This window comes from Primorskyibacter marinus (assembly GCF_003313245.1).
Taxonomy (GTDB): Bacteria; Pseudomonadota; Alphaproteobacteria; order Rhodobacterales; family Rhodobacteraceae; genus Primorskyibacter; species Primorskyibacter marinus.
The window spans coordinates 159,458-175,882 of the sequence record NZ_QJSD01000004.1 but is presented as its reverse complement, the minus strand read 5'-3'; the positions used below and the strand labels follow the sequence as shown (position 1 = coordinate 175,882).

The 16,425-nt window shown below is 60.8% G+C and carries 14 protein-coding genes; 5 read left to right on the top strand and 9 right to left on the bottom strand.

What is annotated here, in order from left to right; all coding sequences use genetic code 11:
- Positions 1–274: 274 nt before the first annotated feature.
- The 9 genes from DMZ65_RS09060 to DMZ65_RS09020 all read right to left on the bottom strand — a co-directional run bounded on the left by DMZ65_RS09060 (position 275) and on the right by DMZ65_RS09020 (position 10,981).
- Positions 275–1,054 carry an enoyl-CoA hydratase-related protein gene (locus DMZ65_RS09060; protein WP_116598606.1) on the bottom strand — a complete coding sequence of 260 codons (780 nt, stop codon included), beginning with the start codon at positions 1,052–1,054 and terminating at the stop codon, positions 275–277.
- A gap of 79 nt (positions 1,055–1,133) precedes the next feature.
- Entirely contained in the window at positions 1,134–1,631 is a 498-nt protein-coding gene (locus tag DMZ65_RS09055) for a cytochrome c-type biogenesis protein (RefSeq protein WP_116598576.1), read from the bottom strand.
- The gene (locus tag DMZ65_RS09050) at positions 1,628–3,595 is read right to left on the bottom strand and encodes a heme lyase CcmF/NrfE family subunit (RefSeq protein WP_116598575.1); all 1,968 of its coding nucleotides are present in this window, start codon (positions 3,593–3,595) and stop codon (positions 1,628–1,630) included. The genes DMZ65_RS09055 and DMZ65_RS09050 overlap by 4 nt, the downstream gene beginning before the upstream one ends.
- A 275-nt stretch (positions 3,596–3,870) precedes the next feature.
- Positions 3,871–4,254: a holin family protein gene (locus DMZ65_RS09045; protein ID WP_116598574.1), complete on the bottom strand. Its 384-nt coding sequence runs from the start codon at positions 4,252–4,254 to the stop codon at positions 3,871–3,873.
- Entirely contained in the window at positions 4,245–4,856 is a 612-nt protein-coding gene (locus DMZ65_RS09040) for a holin-associated N-acetylmuramidase (protein ID WP_116598573.1), read from the bottom strand. The genes DMZ65_RS09045 and DMZ65_RS09040 overlap by 10 nt, the downstream gene beginning before the upstream one ends.
- 92 nt (positions 4,857–4,948) lie before the next feature.
- Positions 4,949–5,392 (bottom strand): cytochrome c maturation protein CcmE, encoded by a 444-nt coding sequence (gene ccmE, locus DMZ65_RS09035; protein WP_116598572.1) that lies wholly within the window; start codon positions 5,390–5,392, stop codon positions 4,949–4,951.
- Between the two features lie 81 nt (positions 5,393–5,473).
- On the bottom strand, positions 5,474–6,502 hold the full coding sequence (gene argC / locus DMZ65_RS09030) for an N-acetyl-gamma-glutamyl-phosphate reductase (protein ID WP_116598571.1): 1,029 nt from the start codon (positions 6,500–6,502) through the stop codon (positions 5,474–5,476).
- A 72-nt stretch (positions 6,503–6,574) separates the two neighbouring features.
- A complete protein-coding gene (locus DMZ65_RS09025) occupies positions 6,575–7,387 on the bottom strand; it encodes a glutamate racemase (RefSeq protein WP_116598570.1) in 813 nt (270 codons plus the stop codon).
- 174 nt (positions 7,388–7,561) lie between these two features.
- The gene (locus DMZ65_RS09020) at positions 7,562–10,981 is read right to left on the bottom strand and encodes an indolepyruvate ferredoxin oxidoreductase family protein (RefSeq protein WP_116598569.1); all 3,420 of its coding nucleotides are present in this window, start codon (positions 10,979–10,981) and stop codon (positions 7,562–7,564) included.
- Positions 10,982–11,146: 165 nt separating this feature from the next.
- Here DMZ65_RS09020 and DMZ65_RS09015 point away from each other — a divergent pair, with 165 nt between their 5' ends.
- From DMZ65_RS09015 to grxD, 5 genes are all read left to right on the top strand, one after another.
- Positions 11,147–12,064 (top strand): LysR family transcriptional regulator, encoded by a 918-nt coding sequence (locus DMZ65_RS09015; RefSeq protein WP_116598605.1) that lies wholly within the window; start codon positions 11,147–11,149, stop codon positions 12,062–12,064.
- 461 nt (positions 12,065–12,525) lie between these two features.
- Positions 12,526–14,685: a phosphoribosylformylglycinamidine synthase subunit PurL gene (gene purL, locus DMZ65_RS09005; protein ID WP_116598567.1), complete on the top strand. Its 2,160-nt coding sequence runs from the start codon at positions 12,526–12,528 to the stop codon at positions 14,683–14,685.
- Between the two features lie 8 nt (positions 14,686–14,693).
- Positions 14,694–15,563 carry a hypothetical protein gene (locus DMZ65_RS09000; RefSeq protein WP_116598566.1) on the top strand — a complete coding sequence of 290 codons (870 nt, stop codon included), beginning with the start codon at positions 14,694–14,696 and terminating at the stop codon, positions 15,561–15,563.
- Positions 15,564–15,623: 60 nt separating this feature from the next.
- The gene (locus tag DMZ65_RS08995; protein ID WP_116598565.1) at positions 15,624–15,866 is read left to right on the top strand and encodes a BolA/IbaG family iron-sulfur metabolism protein; all 243 of its coding nucleotides are present in this window, start codon (positions 15,624–15,626) and stop codon (positions 15,864–15,866) included.
- Positions 15,867–15,984: 118 nt separating this feature from the next.
- A complete protein-coding gene (gene grxD / locus DMZ65_RS08990; protein WP_084350120.1) occupies positions 15,985–16,347 on the top strand; it encodes a Grx4 family monothiol glutaredoxin in 363 nt (120 codons plus the stop codon).
- The last annotated feature ends 78 nt before the right edge of the window (positions 16,348–16,425 follow it).

The following is a 16,425-nucleotide window of genomic DNA, read 5'->3' as shown; positions in this document are numbered from 1 at the left end:
GATATACATTGAAACATTTTCAACAATTAAGTTGAAGAAAAAACCCTGTAGAATCAATGAATGAAATTAAATCATGCAATTCAAATGCGTCGGGAATCAACTTACCCCACGTCATACGACTTATGGCAGCCGGCACGCGCTGCGGTGCGCTTCGAGGATGTGACGGCAAAACACGCCCTGCACGGATGACCAGCGCCTGACGCCTGCGGCATCAGGTGAACGCCTCACGCGTGCCGAACCGTGGTCCGGCACGGGTCAATCAGGTGGTTGCGCCTCAGCGCCCTTCGTAATTGGCCGGGCGTTTTTCAAGAAAGGCCACGACGCCTTCTTTGAAATCACGGGTCTGACCGCATTTGCCCTGCAATCGCGCCTCAAGCGCCAATTGTTCGTCCAGCGTATTGTCAAAGCTGGCGCGAATTGCCTGTTTCAGCGCATTATATGCGGCTGTTGGGCCATTTGCCAAATGCGCCGCGCGTTTGCGCCAATGCGCCTCGAACCCGTCATCCGCCACGGCCTCGTAGATCATGCCCCAGTCATCGGCCTGCCGGGCGGAAATCTTGTCGGCAAACAACGCCGCCCCCATCGCCTTGGCCATGCCCATCTGGCGCGGCAGGTAATAGCTGCCCCCCGCATCGGGGATCAGGCCGATCCGGGTGAAGGCCTGAATGAAGACCGCGCTTTGCGTGGCAATGACCACATCCGCCGCAAGCGCAAGGTTTGCCCCCGCCCCCGCCGCCGTCCCATTCACGGCCGAGATCGTCGGCACCGGACAGTCGTAGATCGCCTTGAGCATCGGCTCGTATTCGTCGCGCAGCACCCGTTCCAGATCCAGATTGGCCGCATTGGCCCCGTCGCCCAGATCCTGCCCCGAACAGAAGGCCCGCCCGCCCGCGCCTGTCAGGACCACGACGCGCGCCTCTTTACCGCCCTGGCGCACGGCTTGCGTGATCTCGGCACGCATCTGCGTATCCAGAGCGTTCATCACGTCGGGCCGGTTCAGCGTCACAACGCAGATGTTGTCGCTGACCTCATAGGTGATGGTTTCGTAATGCACGGGCGCGGTCTCCTTGTTGAGCAATCTTTGCGCGGCATCAAACACGCAGCCGACCGGAATGGCAAAGTCCGACGCAGCGTCATGGGTCGCGGCGATCAAGGATCTCTTTCAGCCGCGCGCTTTCATCGGCATTCAACCCCTGCTCGCCGGGTGCCCGTGCGTGTGACCGGCGTCGTATATAAACGACCCCCACGCCAAGCGCCGTGACCAGCATCAAGGGGCCGGCGGCCCAGAGCAGCCAGTTCGCGCCGCCGGTTGTGGGTTTCAGCAGCACGAATTCGCCGTAACGATCGACGATAAAGGCCAGCGCCTCTGCGTCGCTGTCGCCCTCGACCAGACGTTCGCGCACCAAAAGGCGCAGATCCCGCGCCAGCGAGGCATTGGATTCGTCGATGCTCTCATTCTGGCAGACCAGACAGCGCAGCCCCTTGGACAATTCGCGCGCACGCGACTCCAGCACCGGGTCGTCCAGCACCTCGTCGGGTTGCACGGCCCAGACCGGGGCCGCCAGCAGCGCAAGGCAAAGCACAAGGATGCAGCGCGGGGATTTGCCCCACCATTCCCGGAACCGCCTCATTCCGCTGGCACGCCCGCAGGTGCAGGCGCTTTGCGCGCCCCCGCGGCCACCCGGTAGCGCCGATCCGTCAAGGACAACCCGCCGCCAAGTGCCATGATCAGGCACCCGGCCCAGATCCAGCCCGCCAGCGGTTTGACATAGGTGCGCATGGTCCAGGCATCATTGCCCTGCGCGTCCCCGATTACCACATAAACATCGCGCAGGAACCGGTAGTCGATGGCCGCTTCGGTCGTGGGCATCTTGGCCACCGGGTAGTTGCGCTTTTCGGGATAAAGCGTGGCAATCTGCTGCCCGTCCTGTGCCAGTGTGACATTGGCCGTGGTCGAGAAATAATTCGGGCCCCGCACCCTTTCGACGCTGTTCAGGGTCAGCTCGTAACCCGAAACCTCGAAAGGCTCGCCGATATTCGCGACGCGGATGTCCTCGGTCTGCCAGGCGGTCAGCCCGGCAATGCCGAAGATAGTGACACCCAGCCCGGCATGGGCCACCGATTTGCCCCAATCGGCGCGCGGCAGGCGCGTCAGGCGGCGCAGATCACGCGACCGGCCCGTGCGGGTCCACAGATCGGTGAGCGAGCCGAAGACCAGCCAACTGCCCAGGAACAGCCCCACCGGCCCCAGCAAGCTACGCCCGGTCTGCATGGCCCATGTCAGCCCCGCCAGCGCCAGTGCCAGCACCAGCGCGGGCAGTAGTTGACGGGCCACACGGCCAGGCTTAGCGCGTTTCCAGGGCAGCATCGCACCCAGCGGCAGGATCAACCCCAGCACCACCATGAACGGCGTGAACGCCATGTCGAAGAAGGGCGCACCGACGCTCAGCTTGCGGTCGAAGAACATCTCGGCGGCCAGTGGCCAGATCGTGCCGACGAACACCACCAGCGACGCCACCGACAGCAGGATATTGTTCGCCACCAACGCGCTTTCGCGGCTGACGACGCCAAAGACACCTTTCGCCTCCATGGTTCCGGCCCGCGCCGCAAACAGCGTCAGCGCCCCGCCGGTAAAGACGGCAAGGATCATCAGGATGAACACGCCGCGTTCAGGGTCATTGGCAAAGGCATGGACCGATGTCAGCACGCCCGAGCGGACGATGAATGTGCCGATCATCGAGAAACCGAACGCCATGATCGCCAACAGGATGGTCCAGCTTTTCAACGCCTCGCGTTTTTCCACGACGATCGCGCTGTGCAGCAACGCCGCCGCGAAAAGCCACGGCATGAAGCTGGCATTTTCCACCGGATCCCAGAACCAGAAGCCGCCCCAGCCAAGCTCGTAATAGGCCCACCAGGAGCCCAGGGCGATGCCGATGGTCAGGAAAATCCACGCCGCCAGCGTCCAGGGCCGCACCCAGCGGCCCCATGCGGCATCCACGCGCCCCTCGATCAGAGCGGCGACAGCGAAACTGAAGCACACGCTCAGCCCGACATAGCCGAGGTAGAGGAACGGCGGATGAAAGGCCAGGCCCGGATCCTGCAACAGCGGGTTGAGGTCCTGCCCGTCAAAAGGCGGCACCGCGAGGCGCAGGAACGGGTTGGAGGTAAACAGGATGAAGGCCAGAAACGCCACACCGACCGCGGCCTGCACCGACAGCACCCGCGCGCGCAATGTCGGCGGCAATTGCGCCCCGAACCACGCGACCATCGCGCCGAAGAGGCTGAGAATCAGTACCCAGAGCAGCATGGAGCCCTCGTGATTCCCCCACACGCCCGAGATCTTGTAAAGCATCGGCTTGGCGGAATGGCTGTTCAGCACCACGAGGCGCAGGCTGAAATCGCTGGTCACAAAGGCATAGGTCAGCGCCGCAAAGGCAAAGCCCAGCAGCAAAAACTGCGTGGTGGCGGCCGGTTCGGCCACCGACATCCAGCCCGGCCAGCGCCTATGCGCACCGATGATGGGGACAACCGTCTGCACGATGGCGACGAGGAAGGCGAGGATGAGGGCGAAATGCCCGAGTTCTGTAATCATGCAAGGGTTATATTCGGGGAAAAGGGGGCGGGCCAATGGTTTTACGCGCCCCGCCCCGTTCACATTGTCGCGCCCTACCCGGTTTTGCTGGCCCGCCACTCTGCCAGCGCGGGATTTTCTGAGTGGACTTCGGCCAGAGGCACCGGCTCGGGGGCCGGTGCGGGCGCTGCCTGGCTCTGCCGGTGGGGCGTTTCCCGCAGCGACTCGATTTCTTCGACGGTGCGCATCACGCCGGGCGTCATGCCGACGGTGCGCGCCAGATCCGCCTGATAGGCCTACCCCTTTGCCTGATGTCGCGCGCCGAAATAGAAGGACACGATTGCGCCCAGCAGCCACCACATCGGTTCCGGCACCAGCGCAATCCCCGCCATGCGCGCGGCAAACCACACCGGGTCCACCATCGCCGCACAGAACAGCCCCAGCGTGCCAAGTGCCAGCGCGGGCCGTGGCAGCCGGTTCACGCCATCCATGAACCTGTCGAAACCGCCGCGTTTGGGTTGCACGAATTCCTGCCCGAACTGGCGCAGCGCAGCGCCGCGCAGCGTCGCGCCGCGCACAGCCTCGGCCTCGGCATTCACCCGGAAGATCTCGGCTGTTTGCGCCACCACATTGCGCCCGCCACCAAAGACGACGCCCAGAAGCCTGTCGATCAACCCCATGCCGACACCCGTGCCCGGAACGCATGGTCACTCAGGTGGAAACGCGGCGAGATGAACTCTTCGGCCCGTTTGATCCACCCGCCCTTGCCCCCCTTGCGGCTGCGCGCGTATTTGCGCGAACTGGGCCGCGCATCCGCAAGGCGGAAATAGTAATTCCGCCGGGCAATCCCGTAGGCATCCACCATATAGGCCGGGGCCGCAGCCATGCAGCGGGCCGCAGCCGCGATGGTCTGCGGCCCCAAAACCCCGTCAACCGTGACCGTTTCGCCCATCTCGCAGAGCAGCCGTTGCAGGATCTTGACCGCATTGGCCCCGGCATTGACATACATATCAAAGACCGACGGTTGCAGCGCCTCGGGAAGCTCTGCCAAGCGCGGCTCTATGAAATAATGGCGCAGGAAGATCTCGACCGCCTGGGCGCGATCAAGCTGCCGCACATCCGCCGCGTCCACCTTGCCATCGCGGGTCAGATCCAACCCCAACCGCCGCATGGTGTGGATCGTCACACCATGGTTCGTGGCCCCGCCGGGATCGTCGGGGTCGTTCACATAGCCGCCTTCACGGGCGACGATCTGCTCTGCAATCTGCCTGACATTGGGCATGTGGGCTGCCTCTCGCTTGCCTGAAACCTCGGCACAAACGATTGCAGCAATTGGTTAACGCGGCCCGATCTGACCGTGCGCAGCCCGGCGCGTCAGCTTTCGGGGGCTTGGTAGACGCCTTGTTCCTTCAGCGCGTCGACAACCTCTTTCGGCATGTAGGTTTCGTCATGTTTTGCAAGAATTTCAGAGGCTTCAAAGACACCGTTGACGTATTTTCCGGTCCCCACCATGCCCTGTTTCTCGCCAAAAAGATCCGGCAGGACGCCGCCAAACACCACCGGAACGGTTGCGCCCCCATCGGTCACGCGAAAGCGGATCAGCTCTCCCTGGCCGCGTTGCAGCGACCCTTCCTCGACCAATCCGCCAATCCGGAATGTCTCATTCGGGGTGGGCGGTTCCGCAATCACCTGACTGGGCGAGCGGAAAAAGTTGATCCCGTCCTGCATCCCGTATCCGATCAGCGCCGTGCTGGCCGCAAGCGCGACCACAGCCACGGCAACAACTTGAATACGGCGCTTTTTCTTGAGGCTCTTCATGCGTCCTCTCCTTTGGAACAGGCATAACCTACCCGAAAACATCCGCCGGGCCAGAGGTCAAATCGTCCCGGCTGCACGCATTTACGGGAAACAGGGCACCAGAGTCAGCCCTGCGGCCTCATCCTCACCCAACATCAGGTTCGCATTTTGCAACGCCTGGCCCGACGATCCCTTGGTCAGATTGTCCAGCGCCGCCACAACGATGGCCCGCCCTGGTTTGCGATCTCCGGTCACACCGATATGGCAAAAATTCGACCCGCGCACATGATGCGTCGACGGTGTCTCGCCAAAGGGCAACACTTGCAGGAACGGCTCGTCGGCATAGGCATCGCGCAACGCGGCATAGACCTCTTGCGGATCGCCGCTGACATAGGTGGTGGCAAGGATACCACGGTTCGCGGGCATCAGATGCGGCGTGAACTGCACCTCTACAAGCCGTCCGGCGAGTTTGGAAAATTCCTGATCGAACTCGCCCAGATGCCGGTGCGTGCCGCCCACGGCATAGGCGTTGTAGCCTTCGGACAATTCGGCATGCATCAGGTTTTCCTTCAACGCCCGGCCCGCGCCGGAGACCGCGCATTTCAGATCAAGGATAATATCGTCCAGCCCGATCACCCCGGCAGAGATCAGCGGCCGCAGCGCATATTGCCCGGTCGCCGCATTGCAGCCCGTGCCGGCCACAAGCCGCGCTTCCCGAATCTCGTCGCGGTAAAATTCGGTCAGGCCGTAGATCGCCTCTTTCTGCACCTCGATCGCACCATGCGGGTTGCCGTACCACTTTTCGTAATCCGCCGGATCGCGCAGCCGGAAATCCGCCGACAGATCGACGATCTTCAGATCCTTCGGCAGATCGCGGATCACCTCCTGGCTGGTCTTGTGGGGCAAGGCGCAAAAGCACAGGTCGATGGCGTCAAAGTCGATCTGATCCGCCGTCACCAGATCCGGCAGATCAAGATGGCGCAGATGCGGGTAGACCGTCGCCATGCTTTGTCCGGCCTTGGCATTGGCACCAAGGGCCGCAATCTGCATCGACGGATGGGTGGCGATCAGGCGGATCAGTTCCGCGCCGGTATAGCCAGAGGCACCGAGGATCGCGATTTTATGAGTCATGTCGTTTCCCTTCAGGGGGCATTTGTACAAATTCGGGGGGCAAATGTCGCAAAAGGCACCAAACGCGGCGCGTCAGGCGCTTTGAAACTCGACCTGTCGTCGCAGGAAATGCGTCGCCTGATCGGACACCTTGCGCGGGTTGCCACTGGTCAGGCAGATCGCATTCTCACCACGCCCCAACATTCCCGGATGACGCACCAGATAGTCGTCAAGGCTGGCAGCCACCAGATCGGCTTGGCTATACACGGTCACGTCCGGGCCGAGTGCGGCCTGAAACACATCCTGCATCAACGGGTAATGCGTGCAGCCCAGAATCGCCGCCTGCGGATCAGGCATTTTTCGTTTCAAAGCATCGACATGGCTGCGCACCAACGCTTCGGCCAGGATCATGTCACCCTCTTCGATGGCATCGACCAACCCGCCGCAGGCCTGCGCCTCGACATCCACACCGATGGCACGGAACGCCAGTTCACGCTGAAACGCACGGCTGCGCACCGTCGCGGGGGTCGCGAACAAGGCAACATGCTTGACCTCCACTTCGCGCGGTGGGCTGTTATCGCCCCATTGGCGTTCGGTAAGTGCCTCTATCAATGGCACAAAAACGCCCAACACGCGCTTTTCAGGCGGGATCCAGCTTTCCTGCATGCGCCGCAACGCCGCCGCACTGGCCGTATTGCAGGCCAGAATGACCAGATCGCAGCCTTCCTCCCAAAGCCGCGAGACGGCGGCGGTTGTCAGGTTGTAGACATCCTCGGCATCCCGGACACCATAAGGCGCGTTCTTGTTGTCGCCCAGATACACAAAAGGCACGTCCGGCAACCGCTTGGACACCGCGTCGAGGACCGTCAACCCCCCAAGACCACTGTCAAAAATTCCTACCGCCATGCGGACACCCCGGCCATCAGCCCTTGCGTTTGTCGTCATCCTCGAACCCGCAGTCATAAGACCGAAGCGGGATCGGTGAAAGCTCTTACGCCGCTTTTCGCAAGAAATCCACAGGTGCGCGAGTCCCATTCCGGACGGTGCCGATGGGCTTGCCGATCACGCGGTGCGCCGGATCTATTCCGCTGCCTTGGACATGGGCGCGCCGCCCGCGCGCAACATCGCCAACAATTCCTCGCGCCGTTTGGCGGCCTTGGTCTCATTCGCCATCTTTACCGGCCCGAACCCTTTGATCTGCAACGGCAATTCGGCCAGAGCAATTGCCACATCCATCGTGTCGGCGCGCAAATGCTTTTCGACCTCGTCCATATCCGCCTGATATTGCGCGATCAGCGCGCGCTCCATCTTGCGTTCCGCAGTATAGCCAAACGGATCGAACGGCGTCCCGCGCAACCCTTTGAACCGCGTCATCAACCGCAACGGACGTTCCAGCCAAGGCCCGAATTCACGCTTCTGCGGACGGCCATCCGCGCCCTTGCGGGCAAGCATCGGCGGCGCGAGGTGAAAGCTCATCTTGAAATCGCCGTCAAATTCCTCCCTGGCTTTGTCGCGGCTGGTCAACAGGAGACGGGCAACTTCGTATTCGTCCTTGTATGACAACAGCTTATGATAGCCTTTTGCCACGGCCTCGCGCAGGACAGGATCGGTGAATCGGTCAACCATTTGCATATAGCGCTTGGCCAGACGCTTGCCTTGATAGGCGGTCAGGTGGTCAACACGGAAGGCGATCTTTTCGTCCAGAGATTGCGGCAGGCTGACGACATTCGGCTCTATCAACTGTCCGGCCTGCTCCGGATGCAGCACGGCCCAACGACCGATCTGGAAGGCGCGTTGATTGCGCTCCACTGCGGCACCGTTCAGCTCGATCGCCTGATTGATCGCATCAAGGCTGAGCGGCACCAACCCGCGTTGCCACGCGGCCCCCAGGATCATCATGTTGGAAAAGATCGAGTCGCCCATCGTCGCGCGTGCAAGTTCGGTGGCGTCGAACAGATCGACCCGGTCTTTCATTCTTGCTTCAAGAGAAAGCCGCAACCTGTCACTGGGTAAGGAAAATTCGGTGTCGCGGGTGAAGTCCCCTGTGATGATCTCATGGCTGTTCACGACCGCGCCGCTGCGGCCTGCGCGGGTCAGGCCAAGTGTCTTGGCACCCGCACTGACCACCAGATCGCCGCCGATCAGAGCATCAGCCTCGCCGGTCGCCACGCGGATCGCATTTATATCTTCGGGCCGTTCGGCGATGCGACAATGGATGTGAACGGCACCACCTTTTTGGGCGAGGCCCGCCATCTCCATCATGCCCGCGCCCTTGCCGTCGATCTGCGCCGCTTGCGCAAGCACTGCACCAATGGTCACGACCCCGGTGCCACCGACACCCGTGATGACGACATTGTAGGTTCCGGTGATCGCGGGGATCTGTGGGTCAGGCAAATCCGGCAAGTCCAGAGCGGCCGTAGCACCCTTCTTCAGCTGCGCTCCTTCCAGCGTCACGAAAGACGGGCAAAACCCTTGCAGGCAAGAGAAATCCTTGTTGCAGGCGGACTGATCAATCGCGCGTTTCCGGCCCAGCTCTGTCTCTTCGGGAACGATTGCCACGCAGTTCGACTGCACGCCGCAATCGCCGCAGCCTTCGCAGACATCGGTGTTGATGAACACGCGTTTGTCTGGATCGGGAAACTTGCCCCGCTTGCGTCGGCGGCGCTTCTCGGCCGCGCAGGTCTGGACATAGATGATTGCCGAGACGCCTTCGTGCTTCGTGAACGCCTCCTGTATCGCAGGCATGTCAGAACGCTCATGCAATTCAATGCCTTGCGGAAAGGATTTAAGGTCAATATCTTCCTTTTCGTCGTAGACCACGGCGATATTTCGGCATCCCATCGCCTTGACTTCGGCGGCAATACGCTGCGGGGAAAGGCCGCCTTCGTTGGGCTGGCCACCCGTCATGGCAACGGCGTCGTTATAGAGGATCTTGTAGGTGATATTTGTCCCAGCCGCCAAGGCTGCCCGGATCGCCTGCACGCCTGAATGGTTGTAGGTGCCGTCGCCAAGATTCTGAAACACATGCGGCCGGTTAGAGAACGGTGCCTCTCCGATCCAGTTCGCCCCTTCGCCGCCCATATGGGTAAAGCCTGTGGTTTCACGGTCCATCCACTGTACCATGTAGTGACAGCCGATGCCCGCATAGGCACGGCTGCCCTCGGGTACTTTGGTAGAGGTGTTGTGCGGGCAACCGGCGCAATAGTAAGGCAGACGAGCCGCAATATCTTCGGCATTGTCGGCGCGGCGCGCCTCGTCCAACGCCTGCATCCCGGCCTTGACACCATCGGTGCCGCGCCCTTCCTCGATCAGGATGCCACCGACCTTCTCGGCAATCAGGATCGGGTCCAGGGCGGCGCGTGTCGGGAACAATTCTTCGTCATGCATGCCCCCTGCACCGCTTTTATACCAACCATAGACCCGGCGGCCCTTGCGGTCGTCAAAGATCGCCTCCTTGATCTGCACCTCAATCAGCTTGCGCTTTTCCTCGACCACGACAATCAGATCGAGACCATCCGCCCAGTCGTGAAAGCCTTTCATGTCCAGCGGCCAAGTCTGTCCAACCTTGTAGGTCGTGAGACCCAGACGCAGCGCCTCGTCCGCGTCGATGTTCAGCAGGCTGAACGCATGTACCAGATCCAGCCAGTTCTTGCCCGCCGCGACAAAGCCGATCTTGGCGCCGGGCTTGCCCCAGACACGCTTGTCCATCTTGTTGGCGTGGCTGAACTCTTCGGCAGCGAAGCGTTTATAGTCGATCATCCGCGCTTCTTGCGCATGCGGCGTGTCGCCAAGACGAATGTTCAGCCCATCTTTTGGCATCACGAAATTCGGCAGGCTCAGCTGCATCCGGTCCGGGCGGCCATCCACCACGGAGGTCGCCTCGATCGTGTCTTTCATCGTCTTGAGACCGACCCAAAGCCCGGAAAACCGTGACAGGGCATAGCCGTAAATGCCGTAATCCAGCACTTCCTGCACGCCGGCGGGGCTGACCACAGGCATATAGGCATCGACCATCGCCCATTCCGATTGGTGCAACACGGTAGAGCTTTCGCCGGTGTGATCGTCGCCCATCGCCATCAGCACGCCACCATGCTTTGATGATCCGGCCATATTGGCGTGGCGCATCACGTCGCCAGACCGGTCCACCCCCGGTCCCTTGCCGTACCACAGGCCAAAGACGCCATCATATTTACCCTCGCCGCGCAATTCAGCCTGCTGACTGCCCCACAGCGACGTTGCGGCCAGATCTTCGTTCAGTCCGGGCTGGAAAGTGACGTCATATTTGCTCAACACCTTGCCGGCACGGCTCATTTGCAGATCGACGGCCCCCAGCGGCGAGCCACGATAGCCGGTGACAAATCCCGCCGTGTTCAGCCCCGCCGCGCGGTCGCGCGCCTTCTGCATCAGCATCAAACGCACCAGGGCCTGCGTTCCGTTCAACAGAACCGGTGACTTTTCCAGATCGAATCTGTCGTTAAGGGTGATCTCGGCCTTGCCCATCTCGCGTCTCCCGTCGCCAGTTGATGCATCATTTAGCGCCATATTAGGTCACAACAACTGACCTGTATAGCAAATTATTTCTGATTTTTCCGTGATCTCCGGATGTAACTTGCGTAAGAGACTGTATTTCACAAGACGATCAACAACAGAGTGAAAGTTGCCGATATGGACTGGGACAAGCTCAGAATATTTCACGCCGTGGCGGATGCTGGCAGTCTAACCCATGCGGGCGACGTCTTGCACCTGTCGCAATCAGCCGTCAGCAGACAGGTGCGCGCACTGGAGGAATCGCTCGACACGACGCTGTTCCGCCGGCATGCGCGGGGCCTGATTCTGACCGAACAGGGCGAATTGCTGTTCGAGGCCACAAATGCGATGGTCAAACGACTTGATGCCGCCTCTGCGCGGATACGCGACAGCGAGGAAGAAGCCTTCGGTGACCTCAAGGTGACCACAACGACGGGGTTCGGCTCGCTCTGGCTGGCCCCGCGCCTGACGAAGCTGTACGAAAGATACCCCAATCTCAAGATCGACCTGATGCTGGAAGAGCGCGTGCTTGACCTGCCGATGCGCGAGGCCGATGTGGCGATCCGCATGAAAGAACCCAGTCAGGCCGATCTGATCCGCAAGCGCTTGATGAGCGTGCGGATGCGGCTTTACGCGTCATCGCAATACCTGAAACAGAACGGCGTACCGGTTGAGATGTCCGATATGTCCAACCACCGGCTGATTTGCCAGAACACCACGTCTGCCCAGGTCGCGGCCGGCCTGAACCTCGTGCAGGAACTTCTGACGCATGACATCAGGTCGATGCTGGCGGTGAACAACTATTTCGGCGTTTTACAGGGCGTCATAAATCATCTCGGCATCGGCGTCCTGCCCGATTACATCATCGAGGACTTCCCACAGGCGGTCCGCGTTCTTCCGGATGTCCAATCAATCGAAGTGCCGGTGTTCCTCGCCTATCCCGAAGAGATGAGACACTCCAAACGGATCTCTGTGTTCCGCGATTTTGTCGAAGAAGAGATCTTTGCCCACCGCAAACAGCTGAAAATGCTCGCCAGCACGTCAGCTATGCAATAGCCGCATATCGGCAATGCTGCAACTGCGGCATTGTGGGGCTTGCCCGACTCAACTTCGATGATTAATTCAGCTTTTGAAGATGACGCGCCCAACAGCGCATCATTTTCACCTCCCTGTTGGACTTCGGCCGAGCTTTATGCTCGGCCTTTTTTTTGCGGATGTTTGCGCGATCGTCCGACGAATCATGGCTGTTGCGTCGCTGTGCAACACGGCCCCGTTTGGCGCTGCACCTTTGGTCGCACCCAAGCATTTGTATCTGCGCCATCCATCATTCTGTCTGGCTGCCCAGAGTCTGCCAACCGCGCGCAAATGGGCCTTCCAGGCGACGCCAATTGGCAAGATTCGGACATTCCGTTTACCTGGCCATCCACGATTGCCGTCTTGTTTGGTGCCTCCCCCCTTTCCCCCATGGTCCCCTTGCCCTAAAGAGACGCCAACCCGCAGCCTTGGATATATGACCGATGCAAGATCCCGCGATCACCCCTGATCTGATCGAGGCCCACGGCCTGAAAGAAAACGAATACGCCGAGATTCTGCGGCTGTTGAACCGAGAGCCGACATTCACCGAGCTTGGCATATTCTCGGCTATGTGGAACGAGCATTGTTCCTACAAGTCCTCGAAGAAGTGGCTGCGCACCTTGCCCACGACAGGCCTGCAGGTGATCTGCGGCCCCGGCGAGAATGCCGGTGTGGTCGATATTGGCGACGGTCAGGCCGTGGTCTTCAAGATGGAGAGCCACAACCATCCCTCCTATATCGAACCCTATCAGGGGGCCGCGACCGGCGTTGGCGGCATCTTGCGTGATGTGTTCACCATGGGCGCGCGTCCCATCGCGGCGATGAACTCTCTCAGCTTTGGCGAGGCCGCCCACCCCAAGACGCGCCAGCTTGTGCATGGTGTGGTCGAAGGTGTCGGCGGCTATGGCAACTGCTTTGGCGTACCGACCGTTGGCGGCGAGGTGCGTTTTCACGCGGCTTACAATGGCAATTGTCTGGTCAACGCCTTTGCGGCAGGCCTCGCGGATGCGGACAAGATTTTCTATTCTGCCGCCTCGGGCGTCGGTATGCCCGTCGTCTATCTGGGGGCCAAGACCGGGCGCGACGGCGTTGGCGGGGCGACCATGGCCAGCGCCGAATTCGACGAGACCATCGAAGAAAAGCGCCCCACCGTACAGGTTGGCGATCCGTTCACCGAAAAGCGCCTGATGGAAGCCACGCTGGAGCTGATGCTGACCGGCGCGGTGATCTCCATTCAGGACATGGGCGCGGCCGGTCTGACCTGTTCAGCGGTAGAGATGGGCGACAAGGGCGGGCTTGGCGTGCGCCTTGACCTTGAAAAAGTGCCCTGCCGCGAACGCAACATGACCGCCTATGAGATGATGCTGTCGGAATCTCAGGAACGCATGCTGATGGTGTTGCGCCCCGAGAAAGAAGCCGAAGCCAAGGCCGTGTTCGACAAATGGGACCTCGATTTCGCCATCGTCGGCGAAACCCTGCCCGAGGATCGCTTTCTGATCCAGCTGAACGGTGAAACGAAGGCCGATCTGCCGCTGAAGGCACTTTCCGGTACTGCGCCCGAATATGATCGCCCCTGGGTTCCGACCCCCGCAGCCGAGCCGCTGGCAGATGTCCCCGAGATCGACCCCATCGACGGGCTGAAGGCGCTGCTTGCCAGCCCCAACTACGCGTCCAAGCAATGGGTCTACGAACAATATGACAGCCAGGTCATGGCCGACACCAATCGCGGGCCGGGGCTTGGCGCGGGCATCATCCGCGTGCATGACACCGACAAGGCGCTGGCTTTCACATCTGACGTGACACCCCGCTACGTCCGTGCAAACCCCGTTGAAGGCGGCAAGCAGGCTGTGGCCGAGGCCTATCGCAACCTGACCGCCGTGGGTGCCCTGCCGCTTGCCACGACTGACAACCTCAACTTCGGCAATCCCGAAAAGCCCGAGATCATGGGCCAGTTCGTGGGCGCTATCCAAGGCATTGGCGAGGCTTGTTCGGCGCTGGATATGCCGATCGTGTCCGGCAACGTATCGCTCTACAATGAAACTGACGGTCAGGGCATCCTGCCCACGCCGACCATCGGTGCCGTTGGCCTGATCGACCATATCGACAATGTGATCGGCAAGGATGTGCGCGAAGGCCATGTTGCGCTGCTTTTGGGCGAGACCAAGGGCCATCTGGGGCAATCCGCGCTGCTGGCCGAGGTGTTCAACCGCGAGGACGGCGACGCGCCGCATGTTGATCTTGCTGCTGAAAAAAGCCACGGCGATTTCATCCGCGCCAACCGCGACTACATCACCGCCTGCACGGATCTGTCCGATGGCGGCCTGGCGCTGGCCGCGTTCGAATTGGCCGAGGCGACGGGCGTCGGTCTGGTGCTGGACTCCGGTGATATGACGGAATTGTTCGCCGAGGATCAGGCGCGCTATCTGATCGCGTGCAATTTCGATCAGGCAGAGGCTTTGATCGTTGCCGCGGGGCAAGCGGGCGTACCGCTCAACTCGGTTGGCAAGTTCACCGGCGATACGGTCTGGTTCGGCACCGCCTCTGCACCTCTGGAGGAATTGTCGGCGCTTTATCGCGACAGCTTTGCCAACACTTTCGCCTGAACAACACGATGCGCCGCCGCCGGATTACTTTCCTGATCGGCGCGCACAAGACCGCGACGACGCATCTGCAACGCAGTCTTCAGGCCAGTGCCAAACCGCTTATGGATCGGGGCATCGCGGCAATCGGTCCGATGCCGCTTGGTGCCGATCTGATCCCGTTTGCCGAACTTGCGGGCAAGCGCACCGACCACGCTTTTCTTCAAATGGTGGCCGAGGCGTTCCTGTCCAAATACTGCGACGACGCACCCCATGCGCTTTTGATGAACGAAAACATCATGGGGCAACTTCGACCCAAACCGCTGTTGCGCGGCAATCGGCTTTACGCCCCCGCGCCTGACCGGCTGGAACGGCTTTGCGCGCTGTTTCCGGATCACGATCTGGACTTTGGCATGGCGATCCGGAACCCCGCCGATTTCCTCGTCTCTGCCTGGGGCGAGGATATGAAAGGCGGGACTTTTTATCCGTTCCGTGACTATATTCGGGGTGTCGACCTGTCCCGCCTTGGCTGGGCGGATCTTGTGATCCGCCTGCAACGCGCCACAGACGGACGCCCGTTCACTATCTGGCAATACGAAGAGTATCCCGCCATGGTGCCCGCTTTGCTGAAACACCTCTTGGGCGAAGAGGCCGCCAGCCAGGTGCACCTGAAGGACGGTCGGCTGAACCCCGGCCTGTCCGCGGATGCGGTCGCCCTGTTGCGCAAAGGGGGAGATGCGGGACAACAGGCGTTCAAGGCCGCGCAGGCCGCTTTTCCCAAATCGGCGACGCACCCGGCTTTCGATCCCTGGGACGCAGCCACCAGACAGTGCTTCAATGCAAGCTACGCCCGCGATATTGCGGCAATCCGCGCCCTGCCCGGCGTGACGATTCCGGGATAGGCCCCACTTGTCATCCGTGCCCGCGCTGCTTAGTTTCCGGGACAAGAGAAGGAACACGCCATGCCTATGCAAGCTCAGGAAATCGAGGATTTGATCCGCGCCGAATTTCCACATGCCCAGATCACCATCACGGATCTTGCCGGCGACGGAAACCACTATGCCGCCGAGGTCATCGACGAGAGCTTTCGCGGCAAGAACCGGGTGCAGCAACAGCGCGCGGTCTATGCAGCCCTCAAGGGCAGTATGGATGGCAACCACGGCGAACTGCACGCGCTGGCTCTGACGACAAAGTCGCCGGAATGACCGGGACGGCTGGAATTTCGACATGCCTGCCAGGCAAGACGCGAAATCCGGCCAAGACATACTGACACCAAGAGGCAGTCCGCAGTGCGGCACCTCATGCCCAGAAACGGAGCAAGACATGACCGACGCGAAAACCAGCATCGACGAAACAGTAAAAGCCAATGACGTGGTGCTTTATATGAAAGGCACCAAATCCATGCCGCAATGTGGTTTCTCCAGCCGGGTCGCGGGTGTGTTGAATTATATGGGCGTCGACTTTACCGATGTGAACGTGTTGGCGGATGATGCCATTCGCCAGGGGATCAAGGATTATTCCGAATGGCCGACCATTCCGCAGCTTTATGTGAAGGGTGAATTTGTGGGCGGCTGCGACATCATCACCGAAATGACCCTGTCAGGGGAGCTTGACCAGTTGTTCGAAAGCAACGGCGTAACCTATGACAAGGACGCCGCAGAGAAGATCCGCGAAGCCAACGGCTGACGGGTCTTGCTGCGGCTGACAGGCCTTATAACCCCAAGGAAGCGCATGTTTTCTTGGGGTATTGTTTGAAGAATGTTG